Source organism: Methylobacterium adhaesivum (assembly GCF_022179065.1).
GTDB lineage: Bacteria > Pseudomonadota > Alphaproteobacteria > Rhizobiales > Beijerinckiaceae > Methylobacterium > Methylobacterium adhaesivum.
Map to the genome: position 1 here is coordinate 383,056 of NZ_BPQD01000007.1, position 16,680 is coordinate 399,735.

Below are 16,680 nucleotides of genomic sequence, written 5' to 3' on the forward strand. Positions count from 1 at the left end.
TCTCGGGGGCCGCGCTCACGGGGCCGGCGGTCGGCCCAGTTCGGCATCGCAGACCGCGACGAGCGGGTTCAACTGGTCGTGGACGGTCTTCCAGACGTTGTCCAGCGACACGCGATGATAGGCATGACGGTAAAGATTTCCGGCATCCGCGATGTCGCGCCAGGGAATGCCGGGGTGACGCGCCTTGAGCTCGGGACCGAGCAACCGGCTCGCTTCCGAAATGATCTCGAGGCAACGGATAACGGCGTATTGCGTCCGCAGATCCGCTTCGAAAGCCGCGAAGGTCATGCCGGTGGTGAAATGCAGAGCCGCCTCGGCATTGGCAACGATGTCCTCGCAGGCATCGTCTTCCCGATCAGAAGACAGGGACGGCATCGCGCTCGACCCGCGTTCGGATGCGGTCCTTCAAGGTTTTTCGATTGGCTACATCGACCCCCACGGGAAAGAGGTCTGCGATGAAATGGCAGAGCCCCACATAACCGTAGACGTCGAGTTTCACACCGTCGTCGAGGTCGATCACGATGTCGACGTCGCTGCCCGCGCGTGCCTCCCCCCGTGCCGTCGAGCCGAACAGGGCGGCGTGCCTGATCCCGCGCGCCCGCAGGACGTCCTCGTTGCGTCGAAGAATCTCGATGGCCGCGTCGCGTTCCATGAAGGGACCGTACCGCAACTGTCCCGGCCGCTGAAGAGGCTCACCGCGCCGCCCCCACGGTATCGGCCATCCGTGCGTCGCGGGTGCCGAGGGGCTGCTCCGCGCCAACCGTGGTGTCGACCTCGGTCTGGTGTTCCATCTCGGCGTTGATCTCGGCGCCGACAAGAACGATCGTGGTGGAGATCCAGATCCAGGTCATGAAGCCGATGGCCGCGCCGAGCGAACCGTAGGTCTCGTTGTACTTGCCGAAATTGGCCACGTACCACGAGAAGCCGAGCGACGTGGCGAGCCAGGCGATGCCCGCGAAGGTGCTGCCCCACGTGACCCAACGCCAGCGCGGCGCGTCACGGCTCGGACCGTAGCGGTAGAGCAGGGCGAGGCCACCCAGCACCGCCAGCAACAGGACGGGCCAGCGCAGGAGGGCGATGTACCACGCCTCCGTGCTCAGCCCCATGATGCCGATCACCGCCGGGACCACGACGATACCGACCAGGGCCAGGACGACGAACAGCAGGGCCCCGGCGGTGAAGGCGAGGGAGCGCAGGTTGAGCCAGACGAAATTGCGCCGCTCGCGCTCCTCGTAGACCACGTTGAGGGCGGAGAAGACCGCCTTCATCCCGCCATTGGCGCTCCACAGCGACAAGACGATGCCCGTGAAGAAGGCGAAGCCGAGGGTGGTGTCGCCCTTCTGCGTGATGCGCTTGACCTGATCGCCGATGATCTCGAGGGCGCCCGAGGGCACGATGCCCTGCAGGGACTGGAGGTGATCGTTGATGGTCGCCACATCGGCGAACAGGCCGTAGCAGGAGACGAGGGCCGCCACCGCCGGGAAGATCGCGAGCAGCACGTAGAAGGTCACGCCCGCCGCCACCGACACGATGTTGTTCTCTGAGATGTCGTGGAACACCCGCAGGCCGATATCCTTCCAGCCCTTGGCGGGAATTTCGGACGGAGTGCGCGCGCCGCGGCCGCGCTCGGGTTCGCTCGCCGCCACCTCCCGCGCCTCGGCGCCCGTATGCGACGGTGACGGCGCGCGCGTCGGATCCTTCATCCGCTCCCCTCCGGGGACGGCCTGCACCGACCGGCGGGGCAGCGCGACGACCCCGAGGAGTGCTGTCGCGAGGGCGATGGTCCAGATCGCGGAATGTTTTGTCTCGGGCGCGTCACGCGAAGTCGAACGCTCGCTTGAGAATGTCATCGATCGTCGGACCCGCCGGATGAAAACGTTGTCGCAAGATCAGGCGCAGATGTTTTGCGCCGTCGCGTCGCGTGTCGACAACGGAGCCCGGCGCCCGCCGGTTTCATCGCCCCTCACGGATTTGCGAGCGCGAACGCGCTACGGCTTCAGGGGGCCTCGCGAAACACCCGGCCGCGCCGGTTCTGGGCCTTCCCGATCCGATGTGACGGGTGTTTCAGGAAAGACACCCGGCTACGACATCCGGGCCCGGCGGTGGGCGCCGTGCGTCGCGGCACCCCGGGAGCAGCCGGCAGCGGAATTCTGCCACCGGTTCGAACGTCAGGCACCATCCCGGCTTGCCCTCCGGGATGGCAGGCGGCACGACCCTTGTGCACGACCCTTGTATCGGTGTCCGATGCAACGTCCGGCGACCGGCGGTTCCGCTCCCAAGCACCACCGTCGGCGAACGACACGAGCCCCTTGGTTCCAACCCGGAGAAGTCCGCCCCGTGCCGCACGCGACCGAGCTGATCGCCATCATCGCCCTAGGCCTCGTGCTCGCCTTCGTATGCGGGATGCTGGCTCAGCGCCTCCGCCTGCCGCCCCTCGTGGGCTACCTCCTGGCCGGCGTCCTCGTCGGCCCCTACACGCCGGGCTTCGTCGGCAACAGCGCGCTCGCCGGCCAGCTGGCCGAGATCGGCGTGATCCTGCTCATGTTCGGCGTCGGCCTGCACTTCTCCATCAAGGACCTGATGGCCGTGCGCACCATCGCGTTGCCGGGGGCCATCGTGCAGATCGGCGCGGCCACCGCCATGGGCGGCGGCTTGGCGCTCGCCTGGGGCTGGGGGCTCGGGGCCGGCCTCGTCTTCGGCCTCGCCCTGTCGGTGGCGAGCACCGTGGTGCTCCTGCGCGCCCTCGAGGAACGCCGGCTGCTGGACAGCGACAAGGGCCGCATCGCGGTGGGCTGGCTCATCGTCGAGGACCTCGCCATGGTGCTCGCCCTGGTGCTGCTGCCCGCACTCGCCCCGTCGCTCGGCGGCGTCGGGGACGGCGTGGCGCATCACGCGGGCGACGGCAACATCTGGCTCACCCTCGCGCTGACGCTCGCCAAGGTCGCGGTCTTTACCGTGGTGATGCTGGTCGGGGGCCGCAGGGTGGTGCCCTGGCTCCTCGACCAGGCGGCGCGCACGGGCTCGCGCGAGCTGTTCACCCTCGCGGTCCTAGCGCTGGCGCTCGGCATCGCCTTCGGATCGGCGGAACTGTTCGGCGTCTCCTTCGCGCTCGGCGCCTTCTTCGCCGGCATGGTGCTCGCCGAATCCGATCTCAGCCATCAGGCGGCGGCCGATTCCCTGCCCCTGCAGGACGCCTTTGCGGTGCTGTTCTTCGTCTCCGTCGGCATGCTGTTCGACCCCGGCATCCTCGTGCGCGAGCCGCTCTCGGTGCTGGCGGTGCTGGGCGTGATCCTGGTGGGCAAGTCCGTGGCGGCGGTCGCCATCGTGCTGGCGTTCAAGCATCCCCTCGGCACAGCCCTCACCATCGCGGCGAGTCTTGCCCAGATCGGCGAATTCTCGTTCATCCTCGTGAGCCTCGGCCTGTCGCTGAAGCTTCTGCCGACGGAGGGCCGCGACCTCATCCTCGGCGGCGCGATCTTGTCCATCACCCTCAACCCGCTGTTCTTCGCCCTCACCGACTGGATCGGACGCACGGTGGCCGCCCGGCCGGCGCTCGCCGCCCGGTTCGAGCGGCGCGGTGCGGCGGATTTTCCTGCCAGCCTGGAGGGGGCGCCGAAGCGGGGCCACGCCATCGTCGTCGGCTACGGCCGCGTCGGCAGCACCATCGGCAAGGCGCTGACGGCCTGGGACCTGCCCTACATCGTCGTCGACCGCGACCGGCGCCGGGTCCTCGACCTGCGCCAGGAAGGCGTCGAGGCGGTGTTCGGCGATGCCACGGCGCCCGGCATCCTCCATGCGGCCGATATCGAGGCGGCCCGGATCATCATCGTCGCGACGCCCGAGCCGCACACGGCGCGGCGCCTCGTAGAACTGGCCCGCGAGCTGAATCCCACGATCGATACCCTGGTCCGCACTCACAACGATGGCGAGCGCCGGCATTTCGAGGAACAGGGCGTCGGCCTCGTGCTCATGGCCGAACGCGAACTCGCCTTCGGCATGACCCTCTACGCCCTGCGCAGCCTCGGCCTGAAGGAGGGCGAGGCCCGCATCTTCGTCGACAGCACACGTGTCGAGAGTCGGTCGGCCCCCGTCGAGGCCGGGATCGACCACGGCGTACCGGAGCTGCGCCCACACAAGGAGGACGCAGCGGAAGGGTAAGGCGTGCGGTGAGCTTGGCTTACCGTCCCGGCCCCCCGGCGAGGCCCGCCAGGGTGAACAGGTCGACGGAGAGCTTGGCGCCGATCACGAAGGCGTCGGGGATGTTCCGGGGTCGGAGCGGAAACCGGGTCTGGTCGGGATTGAGGATGTACTGGAGGTTCGGCGTCACGCGAATCGCGGGCGTGACCTGGATGCCGTAGTTCAGTTCCATCATGACTTGCTGCGTCGGCACATCGCCGCTGCCGAGCCCCAAGGCCGCGCGGGCGAGGCGGATGTTGGCGAGGCCCAGGGACGAGAACTTCTGAGTGTTGATGACGAAGCCGACCGTGTCGTAGGGCCGATCCGCGAAGGTCCCGGTCTGCACGGCACCGAGTTCGAGGAAGTAATCCTCGATCTGCCGGCCCGACGTGCCCTTCATGGCAACGCCGAACACGCTCAGGCCCTGCGGCGCCGTGGGGTCGGGTCGCCACACCATCTGGTCGAAGCGGGCGTAGACGCCCGAGCGGCCGAACCGCGTCGCCGGCGCGGCGCCCGAGAACAGGGCCGAGCGGCCCGTGGCGTCGAGGACGGGGTCGGCATAGTCCGAACGGTCGATGTAGCCGCCGATGCCGTAGTTCCGCGGCAGCACGTCGTTGGCGAAGGTGGTGGAGTAGCCGAGCTCGAACGGCATGATCGCGCCGGTGGCGCCCTTCGTCGAGAAATCGAGGCCGTTGTCGCCCGGCTGCTGGTGGCGGGGGTTCACCTCGTAGACACCCGCGTGGAAGAAGACCTTGTCGGTGATCCACGCCTTGGCGTGGGCGCCCCAGCTCGACACCGGCCAGAAGGTGAAGTTCGAGGTCTTGAACACGAAGGTCGGGTTGCCGCAGGCGGAGTTCGACTGGAAATTGCAGTAGAGCGGCGAGTTGAGGAAGGCGATGTTGGCCACCAGCCGTCCGACCTCGATGTCGAGCCGGTCGCCGAAGAGCTTCTGCTGGTAGGACAGCAGCGTCAGGCGCGTGGTCTGCCCGCCGCCGAAGATCTCCTGCACTGAGGTGTTGTTGCCGATGCGGTCGTCGGCGAGGTTGCGGCCGTGACGGTTCGTGACCGCCACGTGGAACGAGCCGCCCTGGATTCCGGCGATGCGGTTGAGGTCGCCGTCGAGGCCGAAGAACAGCTGACCAGCATAGGCCGACCCCTGGCGGATGCCGCCGACGGGATTGGCCGCCGCCTGGCCGGTGTAGTTCATCAGGACGCTGAGACCGTTGCCGAGGTCGAACACGCCCGGCGCGATGGTGGGCGGCGTCGCGCTCTGGCCGAGGGTGTCGGCGGCCTCCGCAGCGCTGTCGGCCCCGCCGAAGCCCTGGCCGTTGGGCGGGCGAGCGGGGCGGCGCTGGGCGCTGCGCCGCAGGACCGGGCGCTGGGCGGTGGCCGGCACCGCGACGCCGGCGGCCATGGCCGGATCGGGGGGCGCATCTTGTGCCTGTGCCGTGCCCAGCCCGAGCGCCAGTCCGGCGGCCCCGATCCACCCAGCCTTCATGTCTCTCCCCCTTGGTCGTTCTTCGTTGATGGTCCTGCGTCCGGTCTTGATGCCGGATCGGCTGGTGTTTCAGAGCGTGCGGGTCTTCTTCAGCAGCCCGACGGCGATGGCGGTGACGAGGGTGCCGGCCACGAGGGCGATCACCGCGCCGGTGACGTTGGTGACGGCATTCGGGATCGGCAGCACGAACAGGCCGCCATGGGGCACCTTGAGGGTGACGCCCTGGGTGAGGGCGATGGCGCCCGCGACCGCCGAGCCGGCCACCATGGCGGGGATCACCCGCAGGGGATCGGCGGCGGCGAACGGAATGGCGCCCTCGGTGATGAAGGCCGCCCCCAGAACCGCCGCCGCGCCGCCGGCCTCGCGCTCGGGCGCCGTGAAGCGACGGGGAAACAGGCGGGTGGCGAGCGCGATGCCGAGGGGCGGCGTCATTCCGCCGAGCATCACGGCGGCCATGGGCGCGTCGACGCCGGAGGACAGGAGGGCCGCGGCCGAGGCGTAGGCGGCCTTGTTGATGGGCCCGCCCATATCGACGGCCATCATGCCGCCGAGCACGAGGCCGAGCACCAGGGCGCTCGCCCCCTGCATGCCCTTGAGCCAGCCCGTGAGCCCGGCGAGCGCCGCCGCCACGGGCACACCGACGACGTAGATCATCGCGAGGCCGGTCACGAGGGTGGCGAGCAACGGCAGGATCAGGACGGGCTTCAGCCCCTCCAGGTTGCGGTGCAGGCGGATGTGCCTGTTGAGGAACCGCGCGGTGTAGCCGGCGATGAAGCCCGCCGCGATGCCCCCCAGAAACCCGGCCTGGAGATTGGTGGCGAGCATGCCGCCGACCATGCCGGGCGCGATGCCGGGCCGGTCGGCGATGGAATAGGCGATGTAGCCGGCGAGCGCCGGAACGATGAGCACGAAGGCCGCCTTGGCGCCGATCTCGCCGAGCGCGTAGGCCAGGGTTCCGGCGTTGCCGGGCGCCATGGCGTCGATGCCGCCCAGCGCGAAGGCCAGGGCGATGAGCAGGCCGCCCGCCACCACGAAGGGCAGCATGAACGACACGCCGGTCATGAGGTGCTTGTAGGCGCCGGCCTGTTTTTCCGCCGCCGGGCGGGTGGGCGCGTCGGACGAAGGCGCGGCGGCGCCCCCGGTGGGCTGGAGCTGTGCCTCGGCGAGGGCCGTGGCGAGGAGGCCCTTGCCGTCGCGGATCGCCGCCTTGGTGGTGGTGGCGTAGAGGCGCTTGCCGGCAAAGCGCGCCCGGTCGACGCCGGTGTCGGCGGCGATGAGGACGATGTCGGCCGCCGCGATCTCGGCCACCGTGAGCGCGTCGCGGGCGCCCACCGACCCTTGGGTCTCGACCCGGACGTCGTAGCCCAGCGCCTTGCCCGCCGCCTGGATGCCCTCGGCGGCCATGAAGGTGTGGGCGATGCCCGTGGGACAGGAGGTGATGGCGACGATGCGGGTCCTCGCGTCGGGCCGGGGGGCCGCCGGAGCGGAGGCGGCGCCGGCCAGCACCCGGTCGAGCACCGCGTGGACGTCGGTGAGCACCTCGTCGATGGCGACCCGGGCCCGCGTGAGGGCCGAGAATCGCCCCTCGGCGAGGTCGCCCGAACCGACCAGCAGCACGGTGTCGGCCCCGGCGATGGCGGCCTCCGACAGCGGATGGCCGCCGGGACGGACCTCGAACTCGATGGGCTGGTTGCGCCCCGACGCCGCCTTGCGAAGGGCCTCCACCGCCAGGACCGCGTGGGTGGAGAGGTCGCCCCCGCCCACCACCGCCAACAGATGTGCCATCGCCGTGCCTCGTGTCTCGTTCGGGTGGGGGTTACAGGCGCTCGATGCGGACGGAGGCGGCGAGGCGCTCCACCACGGCGCGCTCGGGGAGGTTGGCTCCCGCGCGGGTCAGCTTCCCGGCGGCGAAGGCCAGGGCCAGCCGCGCCCTGTCGTCGAGGGCGGCGTCGGCGTGCAGCCCGGCGACGAGGCCGGCCACGAGGGCATCCCCCGCGCCGACGGTGCTGGCGACGGCGACGGCCGGCGCATGGGCGTGGATCGCCCCCTCGCGGCAGAGGAACAGGGCGCCCTCGGCGCCCAGGGACACCGCCACCATGGGAATGCCGCGCTCGCTCAAGGCGCGGGCCCCCGCATGGACCTCGGCGCGGGTGGCGAGGGGCCGCCCCGCCCATTCCTCGAGTTCGTGCCGGTTCGGCTTGACCACCTCCGGCAGGGCATCCGCCCCCGCCGCCAGGGCCGCCGCGAGGGCCGGGCCAGAGGCATCGAGGACCACGCGGGCGCCCCGCGCCTTCAGGCGGCGGGTGAGGTCCGCATAGGTGTCGGCAGTGAGCCCGCCGGGCAGGCTGCCGGCCAGGACCACGAGGCTTCCCGGCCCCGCCGATTCGAGGAGGCGCGCGCGGGCCGCCGCGAAGACGCCCGCCGTCAGGGACAGGCCCGGCAGGTTCACGTCGGTGGTGTCGCCCGATTGCAGGTCCAGAAGCTTCAGGTTGGTCCGGGTCTGCCCGGCGACGCGGATGAAGCGGTCGTCGATGCCCTTGGCCGCGAACAGGGCGGCGAAGGGCGCGGCGTTGTCGGCTCCCAGAATCCCGGTGACGGCCACGGGCAGGCCCCAATCGGCGAGGCAGCCCGCGACGTTGACCCCCTTGCCGCCGGCATCCGAGCGCGAGGCGAGCGCCCGGTGCACCTCACCCGGGGCGAGATGCTCGAGGGTCACCGTCTGGTCGATGGCCGGGTTGAGGGTGAGGGTGAGGAGGGGGGCGCTCATGCCTGAGCCCCGTCCAGGGCGCGCACGCCCGCCGCATCTTCCTCGGCGCAGGCGCGCGCCGCCAGCGCCCGGAGTTCGGCCATGCTGGACGCGCGCAGGCGCGCCTTGACGGCGGGCAGGTCGCGCGGGGTCATGGAGAGTTCGTGGATGCCGAGGCCGGCGAGCAGGCTCGCGCCGAACGGATCGCCGGCGATGCCGCCGCAGACGCCGACGAAGCGGCCGTGCCGGGCGGCACCCTCGCAGGTCATGCGGATAAGGCGCAGGACCGCCGGGTGCAGGCTGTCGGCTTCGGGCGCCATCTCGGTGTTCTGCCGGTCGATGGCCAGGGCGTACTGGGTGAGGTCGTTGGTGCCGATAGAGAAGAAGTCGCAATGCCGGGCCAGGGCGTCGGCCTGGATCGCGGCAGCCGGCACCTCGATCATGATGCCGAGCGGCACCGGCGGCGCGCCGATCTCCTCCCGGATACGCTCGCAGACGGTGCGAAGCGCCAGCACTTCCGGCACGGAGGTGATCATCGGCATCATGATGGAGAGCGGCGCGTCCTTGCCCGTGGGGGCACCGGCCGGAACGTGATCCCTCGCCGCCCGGTAGAGAGCCCGCAGCTGCGGCTCCATCAGGTCGGGCCGGCGCAGGAGCAGGCGGGCGCCGCGTACGCCGAGGAAGGGATTTTCTTCCTTGGGGAGATGCAGGTGCGCCACCTGCTTGTCGCCGCCGATGTCGAGGGTGCGCACGATGAGGGGGCGCCCGGCGAGCGCCGCCAGCATGGCCGAATAAGTGGCGTACTGGTCGTCTTCCGAGGGCGTATCGCCGCGTTCGAGGAACAGGAATTCCGTGCGCATGAGCCCGACGCCCTCGGCGCCCTGATCGAGGGCCAGCGGCACCTGCTCGGGATTGTTGACGTTGGCGCCGATGGCGACGGCGTGCCCGTCGCGGGTCCGCGCGGGAAGCGCCCGCTCGCGGGCCTCGGCGGCCTGGGTCTCGGCCTGCGCCGCGCGCCATGCCTGGGCCGAGGCAAGGTCGGCGTCCGAGGGATCGAGGTAGAGCCGCCCGGTGGTGCCGTCGAGGATCGCGGTGGTGTGGTTGGGAATGGCCAGAAGGGTGGCGCCGCCCGCGACCACGGCCGGGATTCCCAAGGTGCGAGCGAGGATCGCCGTGTGCGAGGTCGGACCGCCCTGCGCCGTGGCGAGGCCGATGACGCGGGCCGGATCGAGGCCGGCGGTGTCGGAGGGCGCGAGGTCGGGGGCGACGAGGATGCAGGGGACGTCCGGCAGGTCGTGGCCACTCTTCAGGGAGGGGTCGATCTGCGCCAGGACTCGGCGGCCGACGTCGCGCAGGTCCGCCGCGCGGGCGGCGAGGACGGGGTTGCCCAGCGCCGAGAGTCGGCTCGCCATCCGCTCCACGGCCTGATTCCAGGCGAAGGCGACGCCGTGGCCCTCGACCATGAGCTGGCACGCGAGAGTGATGAGGTCGGTGTCGGCGATGAGGTCGCCCTGCGCCTTGAAGATCCCCGCATCGGCCTTGCCGAGGCGGCGCTCGGTGTCATCGGCGAGCGCCTTCAACTGGCCGGCGGTGGCGCGCAAAGCCGCGTGCAGGCGGTCGCCGCCGCTGGTGAGGGGCTCAGGACTATCGGGCACGGCGATCTCCGCCGAGGCCAGGACGTGGATCGGGCCGATGGCGATGCCGGGGCTGGCGCCGATGGCCGGGATCACCCGGGGCGCGTCCACGGGGTTCCAGCCGGCGACGGGCGCGGAGGCCTTGTCGGCGGCTTCGGCTGCCGCCTTCGCGGCGGCTTTCTCGCCAGCGCTGAGCGAGGTCACCGCCGCGCAGATCCGGGCGAGCGATCCGGCCTCGTCATCGCCCTCGGCCGAGATCGTGACCTCGTCGCCGCAGCGCAGGCCGAGCTGGAGCAGGGCGATGAGGTTCTTGGCGTCGGCCACCTCGGCGCCGTGGCGCACCTGGATGCGGGCCGGGCAGGCGCGGGCGACGTCGACCCAGTGCGAAGCCGGGCGGGCGTGGAGGCCCGTGGGGTAATCCACCGTCCAGTCGAAGCGCTGGCGCAGGTCCGTGGCCGGCCCCGAGGCCCCGAGGGCGGTCGCGTCCTCGCGAAGCGCCGCGGCGATATCCTCCGGCCGGTCCGTGACGCGCAGGATCGCGAGGCGCGCCTCGTCCTGGATCAGGCGGGTGAGCCGACGCAGGACCGTGATGTGGGTGTCGGATTGCGCCGCGATGGCGACGACGAGATGTGCCGTCTGGCCGTCGTGCCATTCGATGCCGGCGGGCACCTGCAGCACCGCGATGCCGCTCTCCCGCACCATGTGGCGATCGTCGACCATGCCGTGGGGGATCACAACGCCGTGGCCGAGATAGGTGTTGGCCACCCCCTCGCGCCGCAGCATGCTACCCTCGTAGGCGGCATCGATGCACCCGGCCGCGATCAGGAGTTGCGCCGCCTCGCGGATGGCGGTCGCCTTGTCGGACGGGGCTGCGGCGGTGCGCACGAGCAGCCGCGGTGTCGTCAGGGGGTTCGGTGCGAGCATGGCGTGCTCCTCCCGTCATTGATTTGTTACAAGCACTGAAAACGTTTTCACAAAACGTGTCAACGCGTCCCCGGTAAAATTCCTGAAATTTGTTGCCGAACGCGTCGCCAACTGCCAAAACGCAGGTATGACAATGCAAACGTTTTCCGCCCCACAAGTGAGGGTCGCGCGATGACGGTGGGGATCCGCGACGTCGCTCGGGCGGCCGGGGTCTCGACGGCGACGGTGTCGCGGGCCCTCGGCAAGGGTCCGGTAAGCGAGGCCCTGCGGGCGCAGGTGGATGCCGCCGTGCGGGCGACGGGCTACCGCCCCAACCTGTCCGCCCGCCGCCTGCGCTCGCAGACAACGCAGACGGTCGGCCTCATCGTCGCCGATATCCGCAACCCCTTCTTCACCGCCGTCAGCCGGGCGGTGGAGGACGCGGCCTACGGCGCCGGGATGCGGGTCATCCTGTGCAACACCGACGAGGATGCCGCCCGCGAGGCCCTCTATTTGCGCCTCATGGAGGAGGAGCGCGTCTCGGGCGTGATCTTCGCCCCCACCCGGACCACCGCCGAGGCGCTGGGCCCCGGCGACCTCCCCTTCCCGACGGTGTTCATCGACCGAGCCGGGCCGCCGGGGCTGCACGACAGCATCGTCCTCGACAATGCCGGGGCGAGCGCGGCCCTGGTCGACCACCTCGTGGCCCGGGGGTATTCGCGCATCGGCGGCCTGTTCGGCTCGACGAGTTCGACGGCGCGGGAACGCCGGGATGGCTACGCGGCGGCCATGGCCCGCCACGGCCTCGAGGCCCAGGCCCGGGCGGTCCTGCCCCAGGCCGAAGCGGCCGAGATGGCGGCCGCGGCCTGGTTCGAGGGCCCCGAGCGGCCCGACGCCCTGGTGCTCTCCAACGGACAGATGCTCATGGGCGCGTTCCGGGCCGCGCGCGGACGGGGCCTGCGGATCCCGTCCGATCTCGCCCTGGCCGGATTCGACAACGAGCCGTGGACGGATCTCGTCGATCCCGGCCTCACGGTCATCGAGCAGCCCGTGGCCGAGATCGGCACCCAGGCCATGCGCCTCCTGTTCGAGCGCATCGCCAACCCCGATCAGCCCGTGCGCAAGGTGACGCTCAGCGGACGGGCCATCTTTCGCGGTTCGACAGGAGCGGCTTGATCAGGCCTTCCCCGGCGCTTCGACGAGGCCACGCAGGCGCTCGGCCAGGGCCGCCGGATCGTAATCCGGCAGCGGACAGGGCAGCGGTGCGATCTCGCAGAACGGCCGGACCCGGCCGATCTCCGCCTCAGCCTCGCGAACGATCCGCGACAGGGCGTCCGCCAGGGCGTCGGGCGTCAGGATGTCGAGGGAGGTGAGGTTGGGACTGCGCGCGCTCAGGTCCTTGCACTCGTACGCGTTGGTGATCGTGCGCAAGCCCGCATGGGCCATCTCCAGGGGCGGATAGCTCGGGTGCGGCGACACCATGAGGGAGATGCCGACGGAGGCGCGGCTCAGGACGTCCGCGTAATCCTCCAGGGTGAGCTTACCGCAGACTTCGAGGTTGTAGACGCCTCCGGCCCGGGCGGGGTCGTAGTCCTCGCCCGCCGAAACGATCCGCCACTCGGCCGCAACCGTCGGCTCGGCCTGCTGCCAGAGGGAGAGGCCGGCACACAGGGTCTCGAAGCAGTTGCGCGGGGTCGAAGGACGTCCGTAGACGAGGATGATGCGCTCGCGCTTCTTCACGCTCAAGGCGTTGCGGATCTTCTGATTGGCGGCATAGCGCACGATGCTGGCATCCGTCAGCGCGTAGTGCCGGAGCATGTAGTTCGCCAACTCTTCCGAGTTGATGAGCGCGATGGTCTTGTCCGGGTGCGCATAGGTGGCACGCGACATCGAGAAGTTCGAAGACCAGCCGTAGAAGCCCGGCTCGTGATCCTGGATCAGGTACAGGACCGGCAACTCGCGGCCGTGGTAGCGCCCCTGCGCCGCCTGGAACAGTTCGCTACCGCTCGCCGTCCACCAAGCGGTGGGCATGAAGATGTCGCCCGCCCGGATCGGGAGTTCGCCGCCATCGATGTCGTAGACGTCGACGATCGTGCGCGGGAACGCGTCATAGGGCGAACCGAGGGAGACGAGCCGGTAATCGGGCATGCCCGCCATGGTCTCGAGATCGATGGGCACGTAGCCGCAGATAATCCGGCGGTCGAATCCATCGCCGAGGGCGGCGGCCAGCCCCTCAAAGGTGCGCAGGGCCGTCGTGATCCCGCCGAAGATGTGCTTCGGGTGTAGGGTCGGCAGGACGAGGTTAAGGCGCGGACGCGGGCTCGGATCGGACCGCGTCGCCACGGGCGTCACCTCGGGAAACAGGTGGCGCTGCTGGTAGGGCCGCAGGGGGTTGCCCAGCAGCGGGCGATAGACCCGGACGAGGCCCGGCGCCACGTCGGCCTCCGTCGGCACGGGCACCAGGGTCTCGTCGGTGCCGGTGCCGACCCGCGCCACCTTGGTCCAGCGGAAACCGGCGGATTCGGCGAAATACAGCAGCGAACGCTCGATGGCGTGCGCGAGAGTCCCGTCGATCTGCCCGGCTTCGGCCGGGAAGTCCCCCCAGTCGAGGCCGATGTCGAGGAGGGGCTTCACGGCAGCGCTGCGGGCCCAGAAGAACGAGCTCGACGGGAAATCGAGGACGTAGTCCTTGCGCAGGGTGATGCCGGCCCTGGCCAGCAGATCCTTGGCGAGGTCGAAATCGTAGCCCCAGTTCAGCAGGGGGCGGACCTCGCCGAAATGCTGCGAGAACACGAGACCGACGTCTTCCTCGGCGAGAAGACGCAGGACCGAAGCCACAACCTCGGGCGAGCCCAGCAGGTTGTCGAGGAGGTAGTCGCGCCAGGGCGCGAAGCGCGGGTCGTGCGGCGACTTCTTCGAGTGGATGTGCAGGAAGATGTCGTAGCGCGCGAACACGTCTTGGAACCCGATGATCGTCGGGGCGATGTCGCGGCCGATATTGGGAAACACCCGGACCTCGACGGTGCCGTTGGCGTAATCGGCGGCCGAGGCCGCGATGGCGGCCTGCTTCTCGGAGGTATCGGTGGAGACGTAGAGGTCGGCCCGCACGGGAATGTGGGCGATGCGGGCGAGCAGTTCCGGCATCATCTCCGGGTAGAAGACGTGCATCACCACCGCGACGGGGCCGCCGCGCGCGTCGGGGCCGTAGGCGAACGGCACTTCGAGGGCGAGATCCGTGGCCTCGCGTGGGCGCATGCTCTGCGTCGCGCCGTAGAAGGTTCGGGCGGCGGTGTTGCGCTTGAAGCGCCGGCGCGGGGCCGGCACGGGCCGCAGGGTCGGCTGTGGCTTCATGGCCGGGGCGGTCGCCGCCTCCGGCTCGTCCTCGGGCTGGGCGCCGGCATCGACCTCCGGTCCCGGAGCGGGGACCAGCTTCGGCGCGATCATGGCTTTGGGCGCGACGACGGCGAGGTGGCGCTCGATGGCACCGCGTAAGGCAGGGTTGCCGTCGAGGACCGTCTCCCATCCCGTCGGATCGGCCTGTTCGAGGGTATCGCGCAGGAGCTGGACCTTCAGGAACGGGAAACCGCGCGCGAGGAGTTCGCGCCAGCGCACGAGGGTCGGGTTCACGGCCAGGGGCACGTCGTCCGCCGTCGGGAACAGCACCTCGACGGCGACGTCTTCCGCCTTCCAATGGGCCAGGGGCGTCATCTCGTAGGCCTTGATGACCTCGAGCTTGTCGCGGATGCTGCGCACGTCCGCCCAGTGCCGGCGGATGGCGGGCGCGGCGAGGCCGGTGCGGGTGAGCCCGATGAAGTAGCTCATCAGGTGCGGCCGGGCCTGGTAGCTGTCGGTGAGGCCAACGAGGTCCGCCTCGCTCGTGCGGACGCGCTCGATCACCTGGGCGAAGTCGGCGCGATCGACCGGCCCGTAGATGCTGTCGTTGGTCAGGATCAGGGAGCGGGCCTTCCACACGTCGGGGAAGGTCGCGATCGCGGCTGCCCACGCGGCGAAATCCCATCCGTGGTTGATGCGGACGAGGAGACCGTCCAGGCTCTCGAGGGCCTCCGGCAGGGGACGGGACAGGCCGTCCGTCGCCACGATCACCACCACCGTCAACCCTTCCGCCTTCAGGGCGGCGAGGTATGCGAGGGTGTGGTCGTGGACCCGTCCGTCGGGCGTGTAGGTCACGAAGAAGCAGACGTCCCGATCGGCCAGGGGCGGCGGGTCGCGGCGGATCTCACAGGGGATGTCCGTGACCGCGCAGACCTCGCTCCAGCGGTCGGGCGGGCGCGGCAAGCGGCCTTCGGCGTGACCGCCGGTTACGTAATGCTGCAGCGGATCGACGCCGGCGTGCAGGACGTCCTGATGGTGGGCGAGGTAGAATTCCCGGTCGACGAGGGGGCTCGGGTCGCGGCTCTCGCGGGCGCCGGCCGAGAGGTAGTGGAGCAGGGGGTTGATGGTGCCGTTGTCGAGGCGGCTCTCGTGCTGACGCGTATACCAGGCGGAGTCGAAGAACAGGTTCGGGTCCCGTCCCTCGGCGGCCCCGTAGGTGAGGTAATGAACCAGCGGATCACGCCCCGCCTCGATCACGTCGGGGCTGTGGAGCGCGTAGTGGCGCGGGTCGAACAGGGGATGCGGGCTGCGCCCCTCGCGGTAGCCGTTGGCGACGTAGTGGGTCAGGGGTTCCAGGCCGGCCGCGGCGACGTCCTGATTGGTACGCCGGTAATGGTGGATGTCGAACAGGGGATGCGGGTTGCGGCCCTCGATCCAACCGTGGACGAGGTAGTGGCGCGCCGCCGGCACGTTCTCCTCCGCCACGTCGGAATTGACGTCATAGTACCATGCCGGATCGATGAGCCGATGGGAGCTGAGCCCAGCGGGACCGCCCCGGTGAAGAAAGTCGGCCAGGGGCGAGGCCAGGGGCTCCCCACGAAGATCGGCTCCGGCGACCTGCTCGCGATACCAGTCGGGATCGAACAGGGGATGCGGCCGCAGCCCCGCCGCTTCGCCGGTCCGCGCGTAGTGGATCAAGGGATTGCTGGCACCGCCCGCCAGTTCGGGCACGCTGTCGAAATACCAGTAGAGGTGGAAGAATGGGTTCGGATTGTGCTCGCGCCAGCCCCCGGCGACGTACTGGGCCAGGGGATTGATGCCGGAGGCGACGGATTTCGCGTGCGCCTCGCGGTACCAGACGTCGTCGAACAACGGGTGCGGCCAGGTTCCCCGGCCCGACAGGTAATGGACGAGCGGCGCGCGTCGCGCCTCCGGATGACGGGCGACGTACCAGGCCGTGTCGAACAAGGGGTGTGGGTCGCGGCCCTCGCGGGCGCCGTGTTCGATATAGTGAATGAAAGCGTCGCGGTTCGATCCGACCACGTCGCGATAGGTGTCGCGATACCAGCGTGCGTCGAACAGGGGGTGCGGGTCGCCGCCCCGGTCTGACAGGAAGTGCCCCAGGGGATCGTCCGCCGCCTCGGAATGGATCGAGGCATACCAGACAGGATCGAACAGGGGATGCGGGCTCCGGCCCTCGCGTGCGCCGTTCTCACTGAAATGGCGCAGGGGATCGATGCCCTCTGCCGCAACGTCCGGATGAGTCGAGAGGTAGTAGGCGCGATCCAAGATCTTGTCGTAGAGACGGATCGTCTTGGGTGAGGGCCGCGTCGCACGGGACTTCGACAGGCCCACGATCGTCCGGGATAAGCGCCGCATGAAGTCCTGCT

10 protein-coding genes are annotated in these 16,680 nt (G+C 70.2%); 2 read left to right on the plus strand and 8 right to left on the minus strand.

All coding sequences use genetic code 11. The features are described 5' to 3' along the window. Nucleotides 1-15: 15 nt before the first annotated feature. From MFF01_RS09225 to MFF01_RS09235, 3 genes are read right to left on the minus strand one after another with little or no spacing between them, the layout of a single operon-like run. Nucleotides 16-375 (minus strand): HepT-like ribonuclease domain-containing protein, encoded by a 360-nt coding sequence (locus MFF01_RS09225; protein ID WP_238224161.1) that lies wholly within the window; start codon nt 373-375, stop codon nt 16-18. Next, the gene (locus tag MFF01_RS09230; RefSeq protein WP_238224163.1) at nt 356-652 is read right to left on the minus strand and encodes a nucleotidyltransferase family protein; all 297 of its coding nucleotides are present in this window, start codon (nt 650-652) and stop codon (nt 356-358) included. Before MFF01_RS09230 ends, MFF01_RS09225 begins: the two co-directional genes overlap by 20 nt. Before the next feature lie 40 nt (nt 653-692). After that, nucleotides 693-1,850 carry a YihY/virulence factor BrkB family protein gene (locus tag MFF01_RS09235; protein ID WP_238224165.1) on the minus strand — a complete coding sequence of 386 codons (1,158 nt, stop codon included), beginning with the start codon at nt 1,848-1,850 and terminating at the stop codon, nt 693-695. 487 nt (nt 1,851-2,337) lie between these two features. Between MFF01_RS09235 and MFF01_RS09240 the strand changes: the two genes are divergently transcribed. After that, the gene (locus MFF01_RS09240; RefSeq protein ID WP_238224167.1) at nt 2,338-4,158 is read left to right on the plus strand and encodes a monovalent cation:proton antiporter-2 (CPA2) family protein; all 1,821 of its coding nucleotides are present in this window, start codon (nt 2,338-2,340) and stop codon (nt 4,156-4,158) included. A gap of 19 nt (nt 4,159-4,177) precedes the next feature. Here MFF01_RS09240 and MFF01_RS09245 read toward each other — a convergent pair whose 3' ends face one another. The 4 genes from MFF01_RS09245 to ptsP form a co-directional block, all read right to left on the minus strand. After that, a complete protein-coding gene (locus tag MFF01_RS09245) occupies nt 4,178-5,674 on the minus strand; it encodes a carbohydrate porin (protein ID WP_238224169.1) in 1,497 nt (498 codons plus the stop codon). 69 nt (nt 5,675-5,743) lie between these two features. Beyond that, nucleotides 5,744-7,459 carry a PTS fructose transporter subunit IIC gene (locus MFF01_RS09250; protein WP_238224170.1) on the minus strand — a complete coding sequence of 572 codons (1,716 nt, stop codon included), beginning with the start codon at nt 7,457-7,459 and terminating at the stop codon, nt 5,744-5,746. Between the two features lie 31 nt (nt 7,460-7,490). Beyond that, a complete protein-coding gene (pfkB, locus tag MFF01_RS09255; protein ID WP_238224172.1) occupies nt 7,491-8,441 on the minus strand; it encodes a 1-phosphofructokinase in 951 nt (316 codons plus the stop codon). Then, entirely contained in the window at nt 8,438-10,978 is a 2,541-nt protein-coding gene (gene ptsP, locus MFF01_RS09260) for a phosphoenolpyruvate--protein phosphotransferase (RefSeq protein WP_238224173.1), read from the minus strand. The genes pfkB and ptsP overlap by 4 nt, the downstream gene beginning before the upstream one ends. Before the next feature lie 171 nt (nt 10,979-11,149). On the opposite strand from ptsP, the gene MFF01_RS09265 reads away from it, so the two are divergent. After that, complete coding sequence (locus MFF01_RS09265) at nt 11,150-12,133, plus strand: LacI family DNA-binding transcriptional regulator (RefSeq protein ID WP_238224174.1); 984 nt, start codon at nt 11,150-11,152, stop codon at nt 12,131-12,133. On the opposite strand, the gene MFF01_RS09270 is transcribed toward MFF01_RS09265, so the two are convergent. Then, nucleotides 12,134-16,669: a rhamnosyltransferase WsaF family glycosyltransferase gene (locus MFF01_RS09270; RefSeq protein ID WP_238224175.1), complete on the minus strand. Its 4,536-nt coding sequence runs from the start codon at nt 16,667-16,669 to the stop codon at nt 12,134-12,136. It abuts the gene before it with no gap. Nucleotides 16,670-16,680 lie beyond the last annotated feature (11 nt).

Coding starts and splice junctions, on each gene's coding strand:
- MFF01_RS09225 (WP_238224161.1), bottom strand. CDS start 375: ATGCCGTCCCTGTCTTCTGATCGGGAAGACGATGCCTGCGAGGACATC.
- MFF01_RS09230 (WP_238224163.1), bottom strand. CDS start 652: ATGGAACGCGACGCGGCCATCGAGATTCTTCGACGCAACGAGGACGTC.
- MFF01_RS09235 (WP_238224165.1), bottom strand. CDS start 1,850: ATGACATTCTCAAGCGAGCGTTCGACTTCGCGTGACGCGCCCGAGACA.
- MFF01_RS09245 (WP_238224169.1), bottom strand. CDS start 5,674: ATGAAGGCTGGGTGGATCGGGGCCGCCGGACTGGCGCTCGGGCTGGGC.
- MFF01_RS09250 (WP_238224170.1), bottom strand. CDS start 7,459: ATGGCACATCTGTTGGCGGTGGTGGGCGGGGGCGACCTCTCCACCCAC.
- pfkB (WP_238224172.1), bottom strand. CDS start 8,441: ATGAGCGCCCCCCTCCTCACCCTCACCCTCAACCCGGCCATCGACCAG.
- ptsP (WP_238224173.1), bottom strand. CDS start 10,978: ATGCTCGCACCGAACCCCCTGACGACACCGCGGCTGCTCGTGCGCACC.
- MFF01_RS09265 (WP_238224174.1), top strand. CDS start 11,150: ATGACGGTGGGGATCCGCGACGTCGCTCGGGCGGCCGGGGTCTCGACG.
- MFF01_RS09270 (WP_238224175.1), bottom strand. CDS start 16,669: ATGCGGCGCTTATCCCGGACGATCGTGGGCCTGTCGAAGTCCCGTGCG.